This is a genomic window from Streptomyces sp. NPDC050315, assembly GCF_040655775.1.
Classification (GTDB): Bacteria; Actinomycetota; Actinomycetes; order Streptomycetales; family Streptomycetaceae; genus Streptomyces.
In genome coordinates, this window is sequence record NZ_JBFAKN010000002.1 from 396,203 (window position 1) to 414,356 (window position 18,154).

Sequence of the window (18,154 nt, forward strand, 5' to 3'; positions counted from 1 at the left end):
GAAAACCGTCATACCATGCTTTACGCGGTCAAGTGCCGGGCAAACCAAGGGAGTTCGGCCCACACGGCGGCAATTCAACCGGTCAGCCCGGGGAACAGGTATGGCATTGGGCGGGACCGGGCAGGGCACCCGAGCGTAGGCTCGGCGCCAGCGGTGCCACGAGCGCCCACGGATTCCCCGGACGGAACAGGACCTTCAATACCGTGACTGCACTGACCCTCAGTACTTCATCCGCCGCGACGCTGCGCGCGGACGCCGTTGTCGTCGGCCTCGCCAAGGGCACCAAGGGCCCCGTCGTGGCGCCCGGCGCCGAGGCCGTGGAGACGGCCTTCGACGGCAGGCTGGCCGATGTCCTGGAGACCCTCGGCGCGAGCGGCGCCGAGGGCGAGGTGACCAAGGTTCCGGCCGGTTCCGGGCTCAAGGCACCGGTCGTGCTGGCGGTCGGTCTGGGCGAGGCCCCGGTCGAGGGCGAGGGTTACGACAACGAGGCGCTGCGCCGCGCCGCCGGTGCCGCCGCGCGTGCGCTGGCCGGCACCAAGAAGGCCGCCTTCGCGCTGCCCGTCGAGGACGCCGACGCGGTGGCCGCGGTCGCCGAGGGCGCGCTGCTCGGCGCGTACAGCTTCACCGCCTACCGCAGCAACAACGGCGACGCCAAGAAGGGCGCGGACAAGTCCGCTCCCCTGGCCGACATCGCCGTCCTTGGTGCGAAGCCGCGCGACAAGGCCCACAAGGCCGCCGCCGAGCGCGCGCAGGCCCTGGCCGCGGAGATCAACCGCGCCCGCGACCTGATCAACACCCCCTCCAACGGCCTCACCCCCAAGGACTTCGCCGCGCAGGCGCAGGCCGCGGGCAAGGAGTACGGCCTCAAGGTCGAGGTGCTGGACGAGAAGGCGCTCAAGAAGGGCGGCTACGGCGGCCTCATGGGCGTCGGCCAGGGCTCGGAGAACCCGCCCCGGCTGGTGAAGATCAGCCACACCCACGCCAAGGCGAAGAAGCACCTGGCGCTGGTCGGCAAGGGCATCACCTACGACTCGGGCGGCATCTCCCTGAAGCCGGCCGGCCACAACGAGACGATGAAGTGCGACATGAGCGGCGCCGCCGCCGTGTTCTCCGCGGTCGTCACGGCGGCCCGGCTGAACCTCCCGGTCAACGTCACCGGCTGGCTCGCGCTCGCCGAGAACATGCCGTCGGGCTCGGCCACCCGCCCCGGCGACGTGCTGACCATGTACAGCGGCAAGACCGTCGAGGTGCTGAACACCGACGCCGAGGGCCGCCTGGTCCTGGCCGACGCGATCACCCGCGCCTCGGAGGAGAGCCCGGACGCGATCGTCGACGTCGCGACGCTGACCGGCGCGATGGTGCTGGCGCTGGGCAACCGCACCTTCGGGATCATGGCCAACGACGACGCGTTCCGCACCTCGGTCCACGAGATCGCGACCGAGGTCGGCGAGCAGTCCTGGCCCATGCCGATGCCCGCCGAGCTGCGCAAGGGCATGGACTCCCCGGTCGCCGACATCGCCAACATGGGCGAGCGGATGGGCGGCGGCCTGGTCGCAGGCCTCTTCCTCCAGGAGTTCGTCGGCGAGGGCATCACCTGGGCGCACCTGGACATCGCGGGCCCGGCCTTCCACGAGGGCGCGCCGTACGGCTACACCCCCAAGGGCGGCACCGGCTCCGCGGTCCGCACCCTGGTCCGGCTCGCCGAGCGCACGGCGGCGGGCGACCTGCTCTGACCTGCCGCGGAAGCGAGTAGGGACACGGCCCCGGGCTCCGCTGCCCGGGGCCGTACGCACGGGCACGGACACGTGTTCGCTCTCGACGAAATCCGTAGGTCCGTACGCCTGCGTAACCCGTGCGGGCAGCCGATCGGCGGGCCCCGGGCCCGGCCCGCCGTCCCGCCCGTGTTCAACAAGTGCGAAGATGGGGCTCGGCAGGACAGGGCCCCCCTTACCCAGGGCCGAAGTACTAGCGGCCGAACAACAGCCGCCGTCCGGTCATCGGAGACCGGCTCCGGCGTACCCATGCATGGAGGACGTGACGTGGCGAACGACGCCAGCACCGTTTTCGACCTAGTGATTCTCGGAGGCGGTAGCGGCGGCTACGCGGCTGCCCTGCGCGGTGCGCAGCTCGGCCTGGACGTCGCCCTGATCGAGAAGAACAAGCTCGGCGGCACCTGCCTGCACAACGGCTGCATCCCCACGAAGGCGCTGCTGCACGCCGGTGAGATCGCGGACCAGGCCCGTGAGGCCGCCCAGTTCGGTGTCAAGACCTCGTTCGAGGGCATCGACATCGCCGGGGTCCACAAGTACAAGGACGAGGTCATCTCGGGCCTGTACAAGGGTCTGCAGGGTCTGGTCGCCTCCCGCAAGGTGACCTACATCGAGGGTGAGGGCCGGCTGTCCTCCCCCACCTCCGTCGACGTGAACGGCCAGACCGTCCAGGGCCGCCACATCCTGCTGGCGACCGGCTCCGTGCCGAAGTCGCTGCCGGGTCTGGAGATCGACGGCAACCGCATCATCTCCTCGGACCACGCGCTGACGCTGGACCGCGTGCCGGAGTCCGCGATCATCCTGGGCGGCGGCGTCATCGGCGTCGAGTTCGCCTCGGCGTGGAAGTCCTTCGGCACCGACGTCACGGTGATCGAGGGCCTCAAGCACCTCGTCCCGGTCGAGGACGAGAACAGCTCCAAGCTGCTGGAGCGCGCCTTCCGCAAGCGGGGCATCAAGTTCAACCTCGGCACCTTCTTCGAGAAGGCCGAGTACACCGAGAACGGCGTCAAGGTCACCCTTGCCGACGGCAAGACCTTCGAGGCGGAGGTGCTGCTGGTCGCGATCGGCCGCGGCCCCGTCTCCCAGGGTCTCGGTTACGAGGAGGCCGGGGTCGCCATGGACCGCGGCTACGTCCTCGTCGACGAGTACATGCGGACGAACGTGGAGACGATCTCCGCCGTCGGTGACCTCGTCCCCACGCTCCAGCTCGCGCACGTCGGCTTCGCGGAGGGCATCCTGGTTGCGGAGCGACTGGCCGGTCTGAAGACCGTGCCGATCGACTACGACGGCGTGCCGCGCGTGACGTACTGCCACCCGGAGGTCGCCTCGGTCGGTATCACCGAGGCGAAGGCCAAGGAGCTGTACGGCGCCGACAAGGTCGTCGCTCTGAAGTACAACCTCGCGGGCAACGGCAAGAGCAAGATCCTCAAGACCGCGGGCGAGATCAAGCTCGTCCAGGTCAAGGACGGTGCCGTGGTCGGCGTCCACATGGTCGGTGACCGTATGGGCGAGCAGGTCGGCGAAGCCCAGCTGGTCTACAACTGGGAGGCTCTGCCGGCCGAGGTTGCGCAGCTCATCCACGCGCACCCCACGCAGAACGAGGCGCTCGGCGAGGCCCACCTGGCCCTGGCCGGCAAGCCCCTCCACTCCCACGACTGACCCCAGTCCGGGCGCGACCACATCCCGCAATTCGTTAGGAGCAACTGAAACCATGGCGGTTTCCGTAACCCTTCCGGCGCTCGGCGAGAGCGTCACCGAGGGCACCGTCACCCGCTGGCTCAAGGCCGAGGGTGAGCGCGTCGAGGCCGACGAGCCCCTGCTGGAGGTGTCGACCGACAAGGTCGACACCGAGATCCCCGCCCCGGCGGCCGGCGTCCTGGCGTCCATCAAGGTCGCCGAGGACGAGACCGTCGAGGTCGGCGCCGAGCTGGCCATCATCGACGACGGCTCCGGCGCGCCTGCCGAGGCCGCCGCTCCGGCTGCCGCCGAGGCCCCCGCCGAGCAGCCTGAGCCCGCCGCCGAGGCCCCCGCCCCGGCCGCCGCCGAGGCCCCGGCCGCTCCGGCCGCCGGCTCCGCCGAGGGCACCGACGTCGTCCTGCCCGCGCTGGGCGAGTCGGTCACCGAGGGCACCGTCACCCGGTGGCTGAAGGAGGTCGGCGAGTCCGTCGAGGCCGACGAGCCGCTGCTCGAGGTCTCCACCGACAAGGTCGACACCGAGATCCCGGCCCCGGCCTCCGGCACCCTGCTGGAGATCGTGGTGGGCGAGGACGAGACCGCCGAGGTCGGCGCCAAGCTCGCCGTCATCGGTGCTGCCGGTGCCGCTCCGGCCGCCGCCCCGGCTCCGGCCGCTCCGGCGCCCGCCCCGGCCCAGGAGGCCCCGAAGGCCGAGGCCCCCGCCCCGGCTCCGGCGCCCGCCCCGGCCGCTCCGGCTGCCCCGGCCGCCCCGGCTCCGGCTCCGGCCCCCGCCGCCCAGCCCGCTCCGGTCACCCCGGCGGCCCCCGCCGGTGAGCCCGACGGCGCCTACGTCACCCCCCTGGTCCGCAAGCTGGCCCAGGAGAACGGCGTGAACCTGGCCTCGGTCCAGGGCACCGGCGTCGGTGGCCGCATCCGCAAGCAGGACGTCATCGCCGCCGCCGAGGCCGCGAAGACCGCTGCTCCGGCCGCTGCCGCCCCCGCTCCGGCCGCCGCGTCCAAGGCTCCGGCCCTGGAGGCGTCGCCGCTGCGTGGCCAGACCGTCAAGATGCCGCGGATGCGCAAGGTCATCGGCGACAACATGATGAAGGCCCTGCACGGCCAGGCGCAGCTGACCTCCGTGGTCGAGGTGGACATCACCAAGATCATGCGGATGCGCGAGAAGGCCAAGGCCGGCTTCGCCGCGCGCGAGGGCGTCAAGCTGTCCCCGATGCCGTTCTTCGTCAAGGCCGCTGTCCAGGCGCTGAAGGCCCACCCGGTCATCAACGCCCGGATCAACGAGGACGAGGGCACCATCTCGTACTTCGACTCCGAGAACGTCGGAATCGCGGTGGACAACGAGAAGGGCCTGATGACCCCGGTCATCAAGGGCGCCGGCGACCTGAACATCGCGGGCATCGCCAAGAAGACCGCCGAGCTGGCCGGCAAGGTCCGCGAGAGCAAGATCAGCCCGGACGACCTGTCCGGCGCGAGCTTCACCATCAGCAACACCGGCTCGCGCGGTGCGCTGTTCGACACCGTCATCGTGCCGCCGAACCAGGTCGCCATCCTGGGCATCGGTGCCACCGTCAAGCGCCCGGTGGTCGTGGACCACCCGGAGCTGGGCGAGACCATCGCGGTGCGCAACATGACGTACCTGTCGCTCTCCTACGACCACCGTCTGGTGGACGGCGCGGACGCCGCCCGCTACCTGACCACGGTCAAGCAGATCCTGGAGGCCGCCGAGTTCGAGACCGAGATCGGTCTCTGATCCCGCACGGCCCTCAGCAGGTGTGACGAAGGGGACGGCCCCGGTTCGTACGAACCGGGGCCGTCCCCCGTTGCGTCCCCGCAGATAATGAACCGTTGGCCTGCCCGTCCCGTGCGCCGGCCCGTCCGCCGCTAAGGAGCACCGCATGACCCCACCCGTCGTCCACTCGCTGCGCGAGCAGATCCGCGAGCACATCCTCGAGGGGATCGTCAGCGGCCGCTGGCAGCCGGGCGAACGGATCGTCGAGCGGCGCATCGCGGTGGAGCTGGAGGTCAGCCAGACGCCCGTACGCGAGGCGCTGCGCGAGCTGGAGAGCCTGCGGCTGATCGAGTCGGCGCCGAACAAGGGCGTACGCGTACGGAATCTGACCGCGGCCGACCTGAAGGAGAGCTATCCGGTCCGGGCGGGGCTGGAGCAGGTCGCGGCGGAGCTGGCGGCCGGGCGGCTGGCGGACGACGCGACGGCCCTGGAGCGCGAGGTCGCGGCGCTCACCACGGCCGACGCGGCGGGGGACGGCGAGGCGCAGGTACGGCACACCGTGGCCTTCCACCGCGAGATCATCCGGGCCGCGCGGAACGATGTCCTGCTGCACACCTGGGAGTCGCTGGGCGTGGAGGTGTGGACGACGCTGTCGATCCGCTGGTTCTCGCCCGACCCGCGCTCGCACGCGCAGGACCACCAGGATCTGGTCGACGCGTTCCGGCGGCGCGACCCGAAGATCGGCGAAATCCTCAAGGCACACGTCCTGAGCTGCGCACCTCGCGTCTGAGGTTTCTGGACGATCTTGCGGGACAGTCCGCAAGGATCTTGAGGGGGAGCTCGGAGGCTCAACGGAGTGAGCCCTCCGGAGGCTCATCTGAGCTTGGCACGCGGTGCCCAAATCGGCGACACCCCGTGCCGACCTGCGGTTTTTCCACTGGGAAGCGTTGATCGATCATCGATCAGGGGCGTATCGTCCTCCCTCGGGGCGCGACACCCTGCCTGCCAGCAAAACCTCGCACCTCCCTCCCTCCGTCCGGAAAGGGGCCACCCATGCCCGATCCCGTACGTACTCCGTACAGTCAACTCGACCAGATCCCGGACCGGGATCCGCAGGAGACGGCCGAGTGGCGCGAGTCCGTCGACGCCGTCACCAAGGCAGCGGGCCCGCAGCGCGCGGACTACCTGATGCGCCGTGCCCTGGAGCACACCGCGCGCAACGAAGGCAGCGCGCTCCCCCAGCTCCTGGAGAGCGACTACGTCAACACCATCCCCACCGCCGACGAGCCGGAGTTCCCCGGTGACGAGGCGATGGAAGCCCGGATCACCGCCTGGAACCGCTGGAACGCGGCCGCCATGGTGACCCGCGGCTCGCGGTTCGGCGTCGGCGGCCACATCGCGACGTTCGCGTCCGCCGCCTGGCTGTACGAGACCGGCTTCAACCACTTCTTCCGCGGCAAGGAAGGCGACGGCTCCGGCGACCAGCTCTACATCCAGGGCCACGCCTCGCCCGGCATCTACGCCCGCGCCTTTCTCGATGGCCGCCTCTCCGAGCAGCAGCTCGACAACTTCCGCCAGGAGGCCGGCGGCAACGGCCTCCCGTCCTACCCGCACCCGCGGCGGCTGCCCTGGCTCTGGGAGTTCCCGACCGTGTCCATGGGCCTCGGCCCGCTGTCGGCGATCTACCAGGCCCGCTTCAACCGCTACCTCCAGGGCCGCGGCATCAAGGACACCTCCGCCTCGCACGTCTGGGCCTTCCTGGGCGACGGCGAGATGGACGAGCCCGAGTCGACCGCGGCACTGGCGCTCGCCGGCCGCGAGGGCCTGGACAACCTGACCTTCGTCATCAACTGCAACCTGCAGCGCCTCGACGGTCCGGTCCGCGCCAACTTCAAGATCGTTCAGGAGTTGGAGGCGCAGTTCCGCGCCGCCGGCTGGAACGTCGTCAAATCCCTCTGGGGCTCCGCCTGGGACGAGCTGTTCCAGCTCGACACCACGGGCGCGCTGGTCCGCCGGCTCCGCCAGGTCCCGGACGCGCAGTTCCAGACGTACCAGACGCGCGACGCGGCCTACATCCGCGAGCACTTCTTCGGCGCCGAGCCGGCCCTCGCCGAGCTGGCGAAGCTGCTGACCGACGCGAAGATCGCCGAGTGCTTCCACACCGCCCGCGGCGGCCACGAGGCCCGCAAGGTGTACGCGGCGTACAAGGCGGCCGTGGAGTTCAAGGGCGCGCCGACCGTCATCCTCGCGCAGACCGTCAAGGGCTACACCCTGGGTCCCGGCTTCGAGTCCAAGAACGCCAACCACCAGATGAAGAAGCTGTCGGGCAAGGAGTTCCGCGCCATGCGGGACCTGCTCGACCTCCCCATCCCGGACTCTCAGCTGGACGAGGAGCTGGTGCCCTACGGTCACCCGGGCGCCGACTCCGCCGAGATCCGCTACCTCCAGGAGCGTCGCGCGGAGCTCGGCGGCCCGGCCCCGGCCCGCCGCATCCACGCCTCCGCCGCGCTGCCCGAGCCCGAGGAGCGCGCCTTCAAGGCGCTGTACAAGGGCTCCGGCAAGCAGGAGATGGCCACCACCATGGCCTTCGTCCGGCTGGTCAAGGACCTGATGCGGGACAAGCAGACCGGCAAGCGCTGGGTGCCGATCGTCCCGGACGAGGCCCGTACCTTCGGTATGGAGTCGCTCTTCCCGTCGGCCGGCATCTACTCGCCCAAGGGCCAGACGTACGAGCCGGTCGACCGCGACCAGCTGATGTACTACAAGGAGGCCACCGACGGCCAGATCCTCAACGAGGGGATCACCGAGGCCGGCGCGATGGCCGACTTCATCGCCGCCGCATCGTCCTACGCGACGCACGGCGAGCCGATGATCCCCTTCTACATCTTCTACTCGATGTTCGGCTGGCAGCGCACCGCCGACCAGATGTGGCAGCTCGCCGACCAGCTCGGCAAGGGCTTCATCGTGGGCGCGACGGCCGGCCGTACGACGCTGACCGGTGAGGGCCTGCAGCACGCCGACGGCCACTCGCACCTGATCGCGTCCACGAACCCGGCGTCGCTCAACTACGACCCGGCCTTCGCGTACGAGATCGCGGTGATCGTCAAGGACGGTCTGCGCCGGATGTACGGCCCGGACGCCGAGGACGTCTTCTACTACCTCACCGTCTACAACGAGCCCAAGGTGCAGCCGGCCATGCCGGAGGGCGTCGAAGAGGGCATCGTCAAGGGCCTGTACCGCTTCAAGGAGGCCGAGGGCGCAACCGACAAGGCTCCGCGCACCCAGCTGCTGGCCTCCGGCACCGCGATCCACTGGGCGCTCGAAGCGCAGCGGATCCTCGCCGAGGAGTGGGACGTGGCCGCCGACGTATGGTCCGCGACCTCCTGGGGTGAGCTGCGCCGGGACGCCCTTGAGTGCGACGCCGCGCGCCTGAAGGGCGAGGACCGCGTGCCGTACGTGACGCGTGCGCTGGCCGGTGCCGAGGGCCCGGTCGTCGCGGTCAGCGACTGGATGCGGGCCGTGCCCGACCAGATCGCCCCCTGGGTCGAGCAGGACTGGGTCTCCATCGGCACGGACGGCTTCGGCCTCTCCGACACCCGTGAGGCCGCCCGCCGCCACTTCGGCGTCGACCCGCAGTCCGTCGTCGTCCAGGTGCTCGCGGCGCTCTCCCGGCGCGGCGAGGTCAAGGCGGAGACGGTCAAGGAGGCCGCGGAGAAGTACGGCCTGTGAGCCGTACGAACCGCGTCTGAGGCGGTGGGCGTCGGGGCCGTGAGGGAGCCCCGGCGCCGCCCCTCCCGCGTACGGGCCGCGCGCCCGTACGCCCCACCACTCCCGTGCGGAGGCAATCCACCCGCGCCCGGACCTCCGCACGGGAACCTTTCTCCATCTCGTTGTCAGTGCCGCGCGGCATGATGAACTCATGCGTGCCGCCCGGCTGATCAAGATGGTGCTGCTGCTCCAGTCCCGGCCCTCGATGACGGGGGCCGAGCTGGCGCGCGAGCTGGAGGTCTCCGAGCGCACGGTCGCCCGGGACGTCCTCTCCCTGTCCGAGGCCGGCATCCCCGTCTACGCGGACCGCGGCCGGACCGGCGGGTACCGCCTGATAGGCGGCTACCGCACCCGCCTCACCGGCCTCGGCCGCAGCGAGGCCGAGGCCCTCTTCCTCTCCGGCGTGCCTTCCGCGCTGCGCGAGCTGGGCCTGGCCGACGCCGCCTCCGCCGCCCGCCTGAAGGTCTCCGCGGCCCTCCTCCCCGAGCTGCGCGACGCCGCCGACGGCGCGGCCCAGCGCTTCCACCTCGACGCGCCCGCCTGGTATCAGGCACCGAGCACCCCCGCGCTGCTCCCCGCGATAGCCGAGGCCCTCTGGGACGACCGCACAGTGACCGCGCGCTACCGCCGCAAGGACACCGAGGTCGAACGCGTACTGGAGCCGTACGGGCTGGTCCTGAAGGCGGGGGTCTGGTACCTCGCGGCGCGCGCGGACGGCGACGGGGGTCGCGGGGGCGATGGGGGTCGCGGGGGCGACGGGGGCCGTGGCAGTCACGGGGGTCGCGGCGGTCATCGGGTCTACCGCGTCGACCGTTTTCTCTCTATCGCCGCCGGCGAGGACCGCTTCGTCCGCGACCCGGAGTTCGACCTGCCCGCCTTCTGGGAGGAGCGGGCCGCCCAGTTCGCCCGCTCGATCCTGCGCGAGGAGGTGACCGTACGGCTCACGCCCGCGGGCGCGCGGTGGCTCCCGCACGTGACGGACCGTACGGCGGCGGCGGAAGCGATAGCGGCCGCCGGGGCCCCCGACAACCAGGGCCGGATCACCGTCACCCTCGCCGTCGAGACCCTCGACGTCGCCTACGCACAGCTGCTGGGCCTCGGCCCCGAGGCGGAGCTCCTCGGGCCACCGGAGCTGCGCGAACGGTTCGCGGAGGCGGCCCGCCGGACACACGAGCTGTACGAGTGACCGGGCGCGCGGGCGGTGATCACCGGTACCCGGTCACATCCGCCGGCTTCTCCGGCCCCTGCACCTCCGCCATGTACCGCCAGGCGTCCGGCGCCGAGCCGTCCGCGTCCGTGAAGCCGTACTCCCCGGCCAGCCCGCCGCTGGACAGCGACCGCCCGTTCCACCGCGCCACGTCCGGATCGGTGGCCAGCGCCGCCAGCGCGCGCCCCACGAAGACCGGCGACTCCGAGATCGCGAAGTGCGGGTTCTGCGCGCAGCCGTCCCGCCAGTTCTCCTCCGTCACCTTGAAGTACGTGTCGAGCATGGCCTCCGAGCGCAGCCACCCCGGCGTGAGGCAGACCGCCGTACAGCCGTACTCCGCCAGCTCCTCCCCCAGGTCCCGCGCGATCCGGATCGGCGCGCTCTTGGCGAGGTCGTAGTAGAGCGGCTTGCGGTACTCGCGGTTGGACTCGGCCGTGCCGTCCGTCACCTCGACGACCAGCCCGCCGCGCCGCCGGATCAGCAGCGGCAGCGCGTACCGGCTGGTGATCAGATGGCTCTCGACGCCCAGCCGCAGCACCCGCAGCCCCTTGTCGAGGTCGTGCTCCCACGCCTTCTTGTCCCACTCGACGTGCCGGTCACCGCCCCAGAGGTCGTTGACCAGCACATCCAGCCGCCCGTGGTCCCGCTCGATCCGCTCCACCAGCGCGCGTACCTGCTCCGGCTCCAGATGATCGACCCGTACCGCGATCCCGGTACCTCCCGCGACGGTCACCCGCTCCGCCGTCCCCTCGATCGTCTCGGTCGTCCGGCCCACCTCGCTGACGTGCTCCCGTGTCGTCCGCCCGGTGACGTAGACGACCGCACCGGCCCGCCCCAGCTCCACGGCCATCGCCCGCCCCGCGCCCCGGGTGGCCCCGGCGACCAGCGCCACCTTGCCCGCCAGCGGCCGCCCTTCCCGCTGCGCGCGCTGCCCGTCGTCCTGCCCGTCGTTCTGCCCCTGCTGCCCGTCATTGTTCGTACCGTTCCGCATGTCGCTCGCCATATCGCGACCCTCGCACCCAATCCCGTCACCTCCTGTCCGCTTTTCCGGTGAATTCCGTGTCGGTAACGACCCGGACGGATGCCCGCGCTCCGCGTGCGCGGCCGGGCGGCAAGCTGGATGCTTGACCCTGTGATGGACGAGACGGAGTTCTGGGAGCTCATCGACGACTCCCGCGAGGCGGCCGAGGACGACCCCGAGGAACAGGCCGATCTGCTGATCGAGCGGCTGATGCGGCTCGATCCCGACGCCGTGATCGACTTCGCCCGGCACTTCGAGGCGCGCTACAACCGCGCGTACACCTGGGACCTGTGGGCCGCCGCCGCGATCCTGCTGGACGGCGCGAGCGACGACGCCTTCGACTACTTCCGCTGCTGGCTGATCGGCCAGGGCCGGGAGGTCTTCGAGGGCGCGCTGCACGACCCCGACCGGCTGGCCGACCTCCTCCCGGACTTCGACGAGGAGGAGGACGGCGACGCGGAGGATCTTGGGTACGCGGCGGACGAGGCGTACGAACGCCTCACCGGCATCGTCATGCCCGACCTGGGCCTCGCCCCCGCCCCCCGCGAACCCCTCGGCACGGTCATCGACTTCGAGGACGACGCCGCCCTGGAGGAACGCTTCCCCGCTCTGTGGGAACGCTTCCGGGGGGAGTCGTACGGGTAAGGCCGCCGGCGAGGTCCGTTCGTACGGCTGAGGCCGGCGGCAAGGTCCGTTCGTACGGCTGAGGCCGGCGGCAAGGTCCGTTCGTACGGCTGAGGCCGGCGGCAAGGTCCGTCAGACCGCGGGTCCGTGCGGCGGCACAGGGCAGCTCGGCCCGTGATCCGCGCGGGGGCAGGGCGCCTCAGCCCGTCCCGTGCCGCCCGGCCCCGTCCAGCCACCGCCCCATCAGCACATCGTCCACATACCGCCCCTCCAGCCGGAACTCCCCCGGCAGTACGCCCTCCACCCGGAACCCCGCCGACTCGTACAGCCGCCGGGCCGGCGCATTGTGCCCCAGCACCCGCAGCGTCATCCGCGACGCGCCCTCCGCCACCGCCCGGCCGATCGCCGCGTCGAGCAGCGCGCGGGCCACCCCGCGGCCGCGCGCCCACTCGTCCACGGCCAGGCCCTGTATCTGCCGCACATGGGCATTGGAGGCCAGCGGGATCGGCCGTACCAGCCGCAGATACCCGGCCGTCCGGCCGTCCGCCTCCGCCACCAGGAAGTCGTCCGGCACGTGCCAGGCGTCGAAGAACGGGTCGTACGGCGGCTCCGGGCGCGGCTGAACGGAGTGCAGCGGCGACCAGGTCCGCCTGTCCAGCGCCCCCAGCGCCGCCTCGTCGGCGGGCACGGCAGTACGTACGATCGGCTCGGGCATGCCGGTCACTGTGCCACGCGTGTGCCGCCACGGGCAGTATGGGGACCATGCGGATCGCGATCACCGGCTCGACCGGTCTCATCGGTACGGCGCTCGTCCGATCACTGCGCGGGGACGGGCACGACGTGCTGCGCCTCGTCCGGCACGCGCCACGCGCCGCCGACGAAGTGGCCTGGGACCCCGAACGGCAGACCGTGGACACCGCCTCCCTCGCCGGCTGCGACTCCGTCGTCCACCTCGCCGGCGCCGGCATCGGCGACCACCGCTGGACGCCCGCGTACAAGAAGCGGATCCGCGACAGCCGGGTGCTCGGCACCGCCGCGATGGCCGAGGCCCTCGCCTCCCTCGACACCCCGCCGCGCTCCTTCGTCTGCGGCAGCGCGATCGGTTACTACGGCGACACCGGCGAGCGCCGCGTGGACGAAACCGCCCCGCCCGGCGACGACTTCCTCGCCAAGGTCTGCGTCGACTGGGAGGCGGCCGCCGACCCGGCCGTCGAAGCCGGTATCCGTACCACCTTTCCGCGCACCGGCCTGGTCGTCTCGCGCACCGGCGGCGCCTGGGGCCGGCTCTTCCCGCTGTTCCGGGCCGGGCTCGGCGGCCGCCTGGGCGACGGCAGCCAGTACTGGTCGTTCATCTCCCTCCACGACCACATCCGCGCCCTCCGCCACCTCATCGACGACGAGACCCTCTCGGGCCCGGTGAACCTCACCGCCCCCGAGCCGGTCACCAACCGCGCGGCAACAGCCGCCATGGGCAAGGTCCTCCACCGCCCCACCCTCCTCACCGTCCCCCCACCGGCCCTCCGCCTGGCCCTCGGCGACCTGGCCACCAACATCCTCCAAAGCCAACGAGTCCTCCCCACCCGCCTCCTGGAAAACAACTTCACCTTCACCCACCCAACAATCACCTCAGCGATAAGGGCGGCGTAACAGGCCCGCAGGCTCCCTCGGCTCAGCTCAGGCTCTTCTCGATGGCGTCAAAGATGTCCGAGTCGGTCTCCGAGGGAGTCCGTTGCCTGCACAGCGCAACATCGACCACGAACACGTACGCCCACCACGGCCCCTGCCCCTGCCCCGAATTGCTCAGCGAGCCGTCAACCGCGCTGGAGATCGGGTACGGCGTGCCGGGCATGTCGAGGGTGACCGGCAGTTCCGGGGTGGGGGTGTCCGGGTCGGCGGCGGTGTACTCGGGCGAGTGCGGCGATGGAGCGGCCTTCCAGGTACGCGGTGCGCACGGCGCCGGATTTGTCGGCCGCCACGGCGGGGCGGCGAGGGTCTGCACCATGAACTTCACGGTGGACAGCAGCTCGCCGGTGCGTGGGTGGCGGGCGGTGAGGTCCATGGCGGAGAACGCGCCGTCGTGGATGCGCAGGGCGAGGCGGTCGCGGTGAGCACGTCGAGCACGTCGAGCACGTCGAGCAGAGGAATGGCCCCTATCTGTCGTCAAACGATCGTTTGCCGACAGGCGGCACGCGGACTGGTGCGACGGTCCGGGCCCGTCAGAGCTGACGGGCCCGGCGCTGGGCGCTGGGCGCTGGGCGCTTGAAGTTGCGGTGCAGAAGCGCTGCCGAGATCGACCTCGCCGAGGGCCGGCCTGCTCCGTGGGTGATCGGCTCAGATGCCGGGCAGGTCGGTCAGGGCTGCCACCAGTCCGAGGGCGGCGCAGATACCCAGGGTGCGCAGCACGCTCCAGCGCACCGAGAAGATCAGCAGCACCGCGACCGCGGTGATGACGAGAGCTGTTGGCCGCAGCGTGGTGAGGTCCGGCAGGGCCAGATGGAGCGGCCCTGCGGTGAAGGTGTCGACTGTGCGGAACAGGGTGTGCTCCGCGAAGTACAGGGCGAGGTTGGCGATGACACCGACGACGGCGGCGGTGATGCCGGTCAGTGCTGCGGAGACGGAGCGGTTGCCGCGCAGGCGCTCGATGTGGGGGGCGCCGAGGAAGATGAACAGAAAGCAGGGCACGAAGGTGACCCAGGTGGTCAGCAGGGCGCCGAGCAGTGCGGCGGCCCACGGGTCGAGGGAGCCGGGGTCTCGGTAGGCACCGAGGAATGCGACGAACTGCACGACCATGATCAGCGGTCCGGGGGTGGTCTCGGCGAGGGCGAGTCCGCGGACCATCTCGCCGGCGCTGAGCCAGCCGTAGTGCTGGACGGCCTGCTGGGCGACGTAGGCGAGGACGGCGTAGGCGCCGCCGAAGGTGACCAGTGCGGTACCGGAGAAGAACAGGCCCTGGCCGGTGAAGACGCTGCCCGTGCCGGTCAGTACGGCGACTGCCGCCACCGGTAGGGCCCACAGCACCAGTCCCACGAGCAGGATGCGCACCGTGCGCCGCCTGCGGGGAGCCTCGTGGTGCAGGGCGTCGTCCGGGATCAGTGGCGCGGGCCCGTCGTCCTTGCCGTGTGCGGTGGCCGGCTTGAGCATGTGGGGGGCGAAGCGGGCCAGGAGCCAGCCGATGACCGCAGCGAGGATGATCACCAGAGGGAAGGGGACGGCGAACAAGGCCAGGGCGGCGAAGGAGGCCACCGCGAGGGCGATCAATGCCGGGTGGGTCAGGGAGCGGCGGCCGACCCGCCACACGGCCTGGGCGACGATGGCGACGACTGCCGGGGCGAGGCCGGCGAACAGTCCGGTGACCGCCGCGGTCGTGCCGAAGGCGACGTAGATCGCGGACAGGGCCAGCAGCGCCAGGACGCCGGGCAGCACGAACAGGGTTCCCGCGGCCAGTCCTCCGCGCGTGCCGTTGAGCAGCCAGCCGGTGTAGATCGCGAGTTGCTGGGCCTCGGGGCCCGGCAGCAGCATGCAGTAGGACAGGGCGTGGTTGAACCGCTGCTGTCCGATCCAGCGTTTGTCCTCGACCAGGGTGCGCTGCATGACCGCGATCTGTCCGGCCGGTCCCCCGAAGGTCTGCAGCGAGATGGAGAACCAGGTCTTCAGCGCCTGCCTGAACGGGATGAGATCGCCGTCCCGAGCCGTGTCCTTTCCTGGCGGGAGGGCCTGCGGTGCGGGCAGCGGGGAATGATCGGCGGCGGTCACCGGGATCTCCGTCCATCGTGAGCGGCAGGGGCGGCATCTTCCGGCGGGCCCTGATCCTGACAAGGCGGACCGGGACGCGGTCCGCGCCGGCCTTCTGCACTGACCTCACCAGATGATGATGTAACCATGGTTACATCACAGGGGACGGCCAGGGGAAGGCCGCCCGGTCACGGGGAAGATGAAGACTTCGTTTCATCGCCACCGCCCACGACGAGGTGCGCACGACAGAGCAAGGAGGACAGCCCAGGTGACATGGGATGCGAAAAGAGGCGAGGGCGGGTGACCGGCCGCGCCGTTGCGCAGCCCGCGCCGGCCGGTGCGGGGCAGTGGGTGCTGCTCTCCTACCGGTTGCCGCGCGAGCCCTCCACCCCGCGCATCACCGTCTGGCGCAAGCTCAAGCGACTCGGGGTCGCCCAGATCGGCGACGGACTGATCGCGCTGCCCGCCGACGCCCGCACCCGCGAGCACATCGACTGGATCGCCGAGGAGATCACCGAGTTCGGCGGCACCGCCACCGTGTGGATCGCCCAGCCCGCCGACGCCGAACAGGAACGCCGGCTCGCCCGGAGCATGGCCGACGCCCGCACGGCCGAGTACGAGCAGGTCCTCGACCAGGCCGAGCAGGCCCGCAGCCTCAGCGAGGACGAACGCCGACGCATCCTGCGCAAACTCCGCGCCGAACTACGCCGCATCCATCGCCGCGACTACTTCCCCCCACCCGCACGGCGCGCCGCCGAAGCCGCGGTCGATGCCTTGCACCCCACCCATAACCCCACCCACAACCCCACCGAGGAGACCGCATGAAGTGGGCCACCCGCGCCGGCATCCACATCGACCGCGCCGCCTGCGCCTGGCTGATCCGCCGCTTCGTCGACGCCGACGCCACATTCGTCTTCGTCACCGACCCCGCCGACGTGCCCGCCGACGCCACGCCCTTCGACATGCGCGGCGCCGACCTCGGCCACCACCACGGCGACTGCAGCTTCGAGACCATCCTGTCCCGCTACGACCTCACCAGTGATCCGGCACTGCAGCGGATCGCGGAGATCATCCACGAAGCCGACCTCGACGACGAACGCTTCGACGCCCCCGAAGCCCCCGGCCTCGATGTGATCTTGCGCGGCCTGTCCATGATCGGCGACGACGAACACACCATGACCATCACCAAGCCCGTCTTCGATGGCCTGTATGAGTACTACCGCCGCGCCACCCTCCTGGGCCGTGAACCCGCGTGACCGAGTCGTGGCCCCTGCCGCGCCGCCTCCGGTTCTCTCGTCGGTCCTGTCACCCCGCGCGCAGCGGGCCCGTCTCCGCGGCTACTGGCGAATGCCGGCTGCCGGGACGGTGGCGGTGAAGCTGTAGCGGCCGAGCAGGTTGAGGTTGCGGTGCTTGAGCGGGCAGAGCCGGGCGACGTCTTCCTCCCGGATCTCGTGACCCTCGGCCTTCAGCTGAGTGACGGCGGCGTCGATGTACTTCGTCGTCCGGAGCACGATGGCGTTGAGGACCAGGCCGAGCGCGCCGAGCTGGTCCGACCGGGTCGACCACGCGCAACAGGTGCTCGGTCTTCGCGATCCGCCCGTACTCCGCGAACGCCACACCCAGCGGAGTCGGGCGCCCCTCGCGTCCGAACGTGCGCAGCAGGTCGTAGGCGCGGACCTGGTTGGTGACCAGTGAAACCAGCGACCTTCAACATGTCCGGCCACTACATGATCACCTTGGTCAGGTTCACGCGGTTGCGGGCCAGGTCCTCCACCGCGCCGTAGCTGCCCGTCTCGACGCCGGGCATCGTGGCCCGCCAGAACCGCTGGTCGTCCAGGTCACGGAACCGGGGTGAGAAGTTGTAGCCGAGGACCTTGAACAGGCCGAACACCATGTCGCAGTACGAGGCGTTGTCGGTCGCCACCATCTCGGCTTGACCCCGCCGTCGAGGTTCAGCAGGGCGTCCAGGGTGTGCAGGGAGTCGCGCGGGGTGCCGGGGACGACCATCGGCCCGATGCCCGCGACCTGGTCGTTGACGGCGTTGAGCCAGGTGATGCCCCGTTTGAAGCCGAAGTACTTCGGCGACGGCGCCGCGTTCACGGTGCGGACGGGTACGACGAACCGCAGCCCGTCGACCGAGGCGAGCAAGCCCTCGCCCCAGAACTGCACGATGGGCACGGCGGCCTGGGCCTCGATGAGCCGTGCGTTCGCACGGCGATGGTGTCGGCCCGCAGGTAGTCCTGGTCGACGTGCACGAGCCGGGCCCGGGTCAGCGCCTCGTGGGCGGGGGTGACCACGGGGCCAGGCCGATGTTGCACGCCTCCGACACCAGCAGCGCGACCACCGAGGTGGACAGGTCCTTCATGCGGGTGGTGCCGTCGCCGAGGTGCACGAAGGCGTCGAGGGGCCCGGTCCAGGCGTTCACCTCGAACAACAGGTCCGGCAGGTCGATCTTCGGGAGCATCCTCTCGACCCGCTTGCGCAGCCAGGTCAGGGACTTTGGCTCGCCGAGCGCGCCGAGCCCCGCGACGTTCGGCTTCACCCGCCCGTCGTCCTGCATCTCAAGGGACACCTTCGCCGTCGGCCGTGCCGCCTCCAGGCGTTCGGCGAGC

Annotated in this window: 14 protein-coding genes and 1 pseudogene; 10 read left to right on the top strand and 5 right to left on the bottom strand. The window is 71.1% G+C overall.

All coding sequences use genetic code 11. From position 1 onward, the window contains the following. Window positions 1-203: 203 nt before the first annotated feature. The 6 genes from AB0I82_RS08795 (at window position 204) to AB0I82_RS08820 (ending at window position 10,144) form a co-directional block, all read left to right on the top strand. Entirely contained in the window at window positions 204-1,733 is a 1,530-nt protein-coding gene (locus AB0I82_RS08795) for a leucyl aminopeptidase (protein ID WP_363256422.1), read from the top strand. Window positions 1,734-2,039: 306 nt separating this feature from the next. Then, a complete protein-coding gene (gene lpdA, locus AB0I82_RS08800; RefSeq protein ID WP_030256793.1) occupies window positions 2,040-3,428 on the top strand; it encodes a dihydrolipoyl dehydrogenase in 1,389 nt (462 codons plus the stop codon). A 52-nt stretch (window positions 3,429-3,480) separates the two neighbouring features. After that, on the top strand, window positions 3,481-5,211 hold the full coding sequence (gene sucB, locus AB0I82_RS08805) for a 2-oxoglutarate dehydrogenase, E2 component, dihydrolipoamide succinyltransferase (protein ID WP_363256423.1): 1,731 nt from the start codon (window positions 3,481-3,483) through the stop codon (window positions 5,209-5,211). Window positions 5,212-5,356: 145 nt separating this feature from the next. Continuing rightward, window positions 5,357-5,980 (top strand): GntR family transcriptional regulator, encoded by a 624-nt coding sequence (locus tag AB0I82_RS08810; RefSeq protein WP_363256424.1) that lies wholly within the window; start codon window positions 5,357-5,359, stop codon window positions 5,978-5,980. Window positions 5,981-6,243: 263 nt separating this feature from the next. Beyond that, a complete protein-coding gene (aceE, locus tag AB0I82_RS08815) occupies window positions 6,244-8,919 on the top strand; it encodes a pyruvate dehydrogenase (acetyl-transferring), homodimeric type (RefSeq protein ID WP_363256425.1) in 2,676 nt (891 codons plus the stop codon). A gap of 190 nt (window positions 8,920-9,109) precedes the next feature. Beyond that, entirely contained in the window at window positions 9,110-10,144 is a 1,035-nt protein-coding gene (locus AB0I82_RS08820) for a WYL domain-containing protein (protein ID WP_363256426.1), read from the top strand. Window positions 10,145-10,163: 19 nt separating this feature from the next. Here AB0I82_RS08820 and AB0I82_RS08825 read toward each other — a convergent pair whose 3' ends face one another. Next, on the bottom strand, window positions 10,164-11,168 hold the full coding sequence (locus AB0I82_RS08825) for an SDR family oxidoreductase (protein WP_363256427.1): 1,005 nt from the start codon (window positions 11,166-11,168) through the stop codon (window positions 10,164-10,166). Window positions 11,169-11,300: 132 nt separating this feature from the next. Between AB0I82_RS08825 and AB0I82_RS08830 the strand changes: the two genes are divergently transcribed. Next, a complete protein-coding gene (locus tag AB0I82_RS08830) occupies window positions 11,301-11,831 on the top strand; it encodes a DUF4240 domain-containing protein (RefSeq protein WP_363256914.1) in 531 nt (176 codons plus the stop codon). A gap of 178 nt (window positions 11,832-12,009) precedes the next feature. On the opposite strand, the gene AB0I82_RS08835 is transcribed toward AB0I82_RS08830, so the two are convergent. Next, the gene (locus AB0I82_RS08835; protein ID WP_363256428.1) at window positions 12,010-12,525 is read right to left on the bottom strand and encodes a GNAT family N-acetyltransferase; all 516 of its coding nucleotides are present in this window, start codon (window positions 12,523-12,525) and stop codon (window positions 12,010-12,012) included. Between the two features lie 38 nt (window positions 12,526-12,563). On the opposite strand from AB0I82_RS08835, the gene AB0I82_RS08840 reads away from it, so the two are divergent. Further along, a complete protein-coding gene (locus AB0I82_RS08840) occupies window positions 12,564-13,457 on the top strand; it encodes a TIGR01777 family oxidoreductase (RefSeq protein ID WP_363256429.1) in 894 nt (297 codons plus the stop codon). Window positions 13,458-13,479: 22 nt separating this feature from the next. Here AB0I82_RS08840 and AB0I82_RS08845 read toward each other — a convergent pair whose 3' ends face one another. Next, window positions 13,480-13,869: a hypothetical protein gene (locus AB0I82_RS08845; RefSeq protein WP_363256430.1), complete on the bottom strand. Its 390-nt coding sequence runs from the start codon at window positions 13,867-13,869 to the stop codon at window positions 13,480-13,482. Window positions 13,870-14,141: 272 nt separating this feature from the next. Continuing rightward, window positions 14,142-15,563, bottom strand: coding sequence for a chromate efflux transporter (chrA, locus tag AB0I82_RS08850; protein WP_363256431.1), 1,422 nt, complete (start codon window positions 15,561-15,563; stop codon window positions 14,142-14,144). Between the two features lie 279 nt (window positions 15,564-15,842). Here chrA and AB0I82_RS08855 point away from each other — a divergent pair, with 279 nt between their 5' ends. Together AB0I82_RS08855 and AB0I82_RS08860 are read left to right on the top strand one after the other, a co-directional pair. Beyond that, the gene (locus AB0I82_RS08855) at window positions 15,843-16,367 is read left to right on the top strand and encodes a Chromate resistance protein ChrB (RefSeq protein ID WP_363256433.1); all 525 of its coding nucleotides are present in this window, start codon (window positions 15,843-15,845) and stop codon (window positions 16,365-16,367) included. Then, window positions 16,364-16,798 carry a chromate resistance protein ChrB domain-containing protein gene (locus tag AB0I82_RS08860; protein WP_363256434.1) on the top strand — a complete coding sequence of 145 codons (435 nt, stop codon included), beginning with the start codon at window positions 16,364-16,366 and terminating at the stop codon, window positions 16,796-16,798. Before AB0I82_RS08855 ends, AB0I82_RS08860 begins: the two co-directional genes overlap by 4 nt. A gap of 81 nt (window positions 16,799-16,879) precedes the next feature. On the opposite strand, the pseudogene AB0I82_RS08865 reads toward AB0I82_RS08860, so the two are convergent. Beyond that, window positions 16,880-18,093: pseudogene (locus AB0I82_RS08865) on the bottom strand (transposase); the annotation flags it as partial. Between the last annotated feature and the right edge of the window lie 61 nt (window positions 18,094-18,154).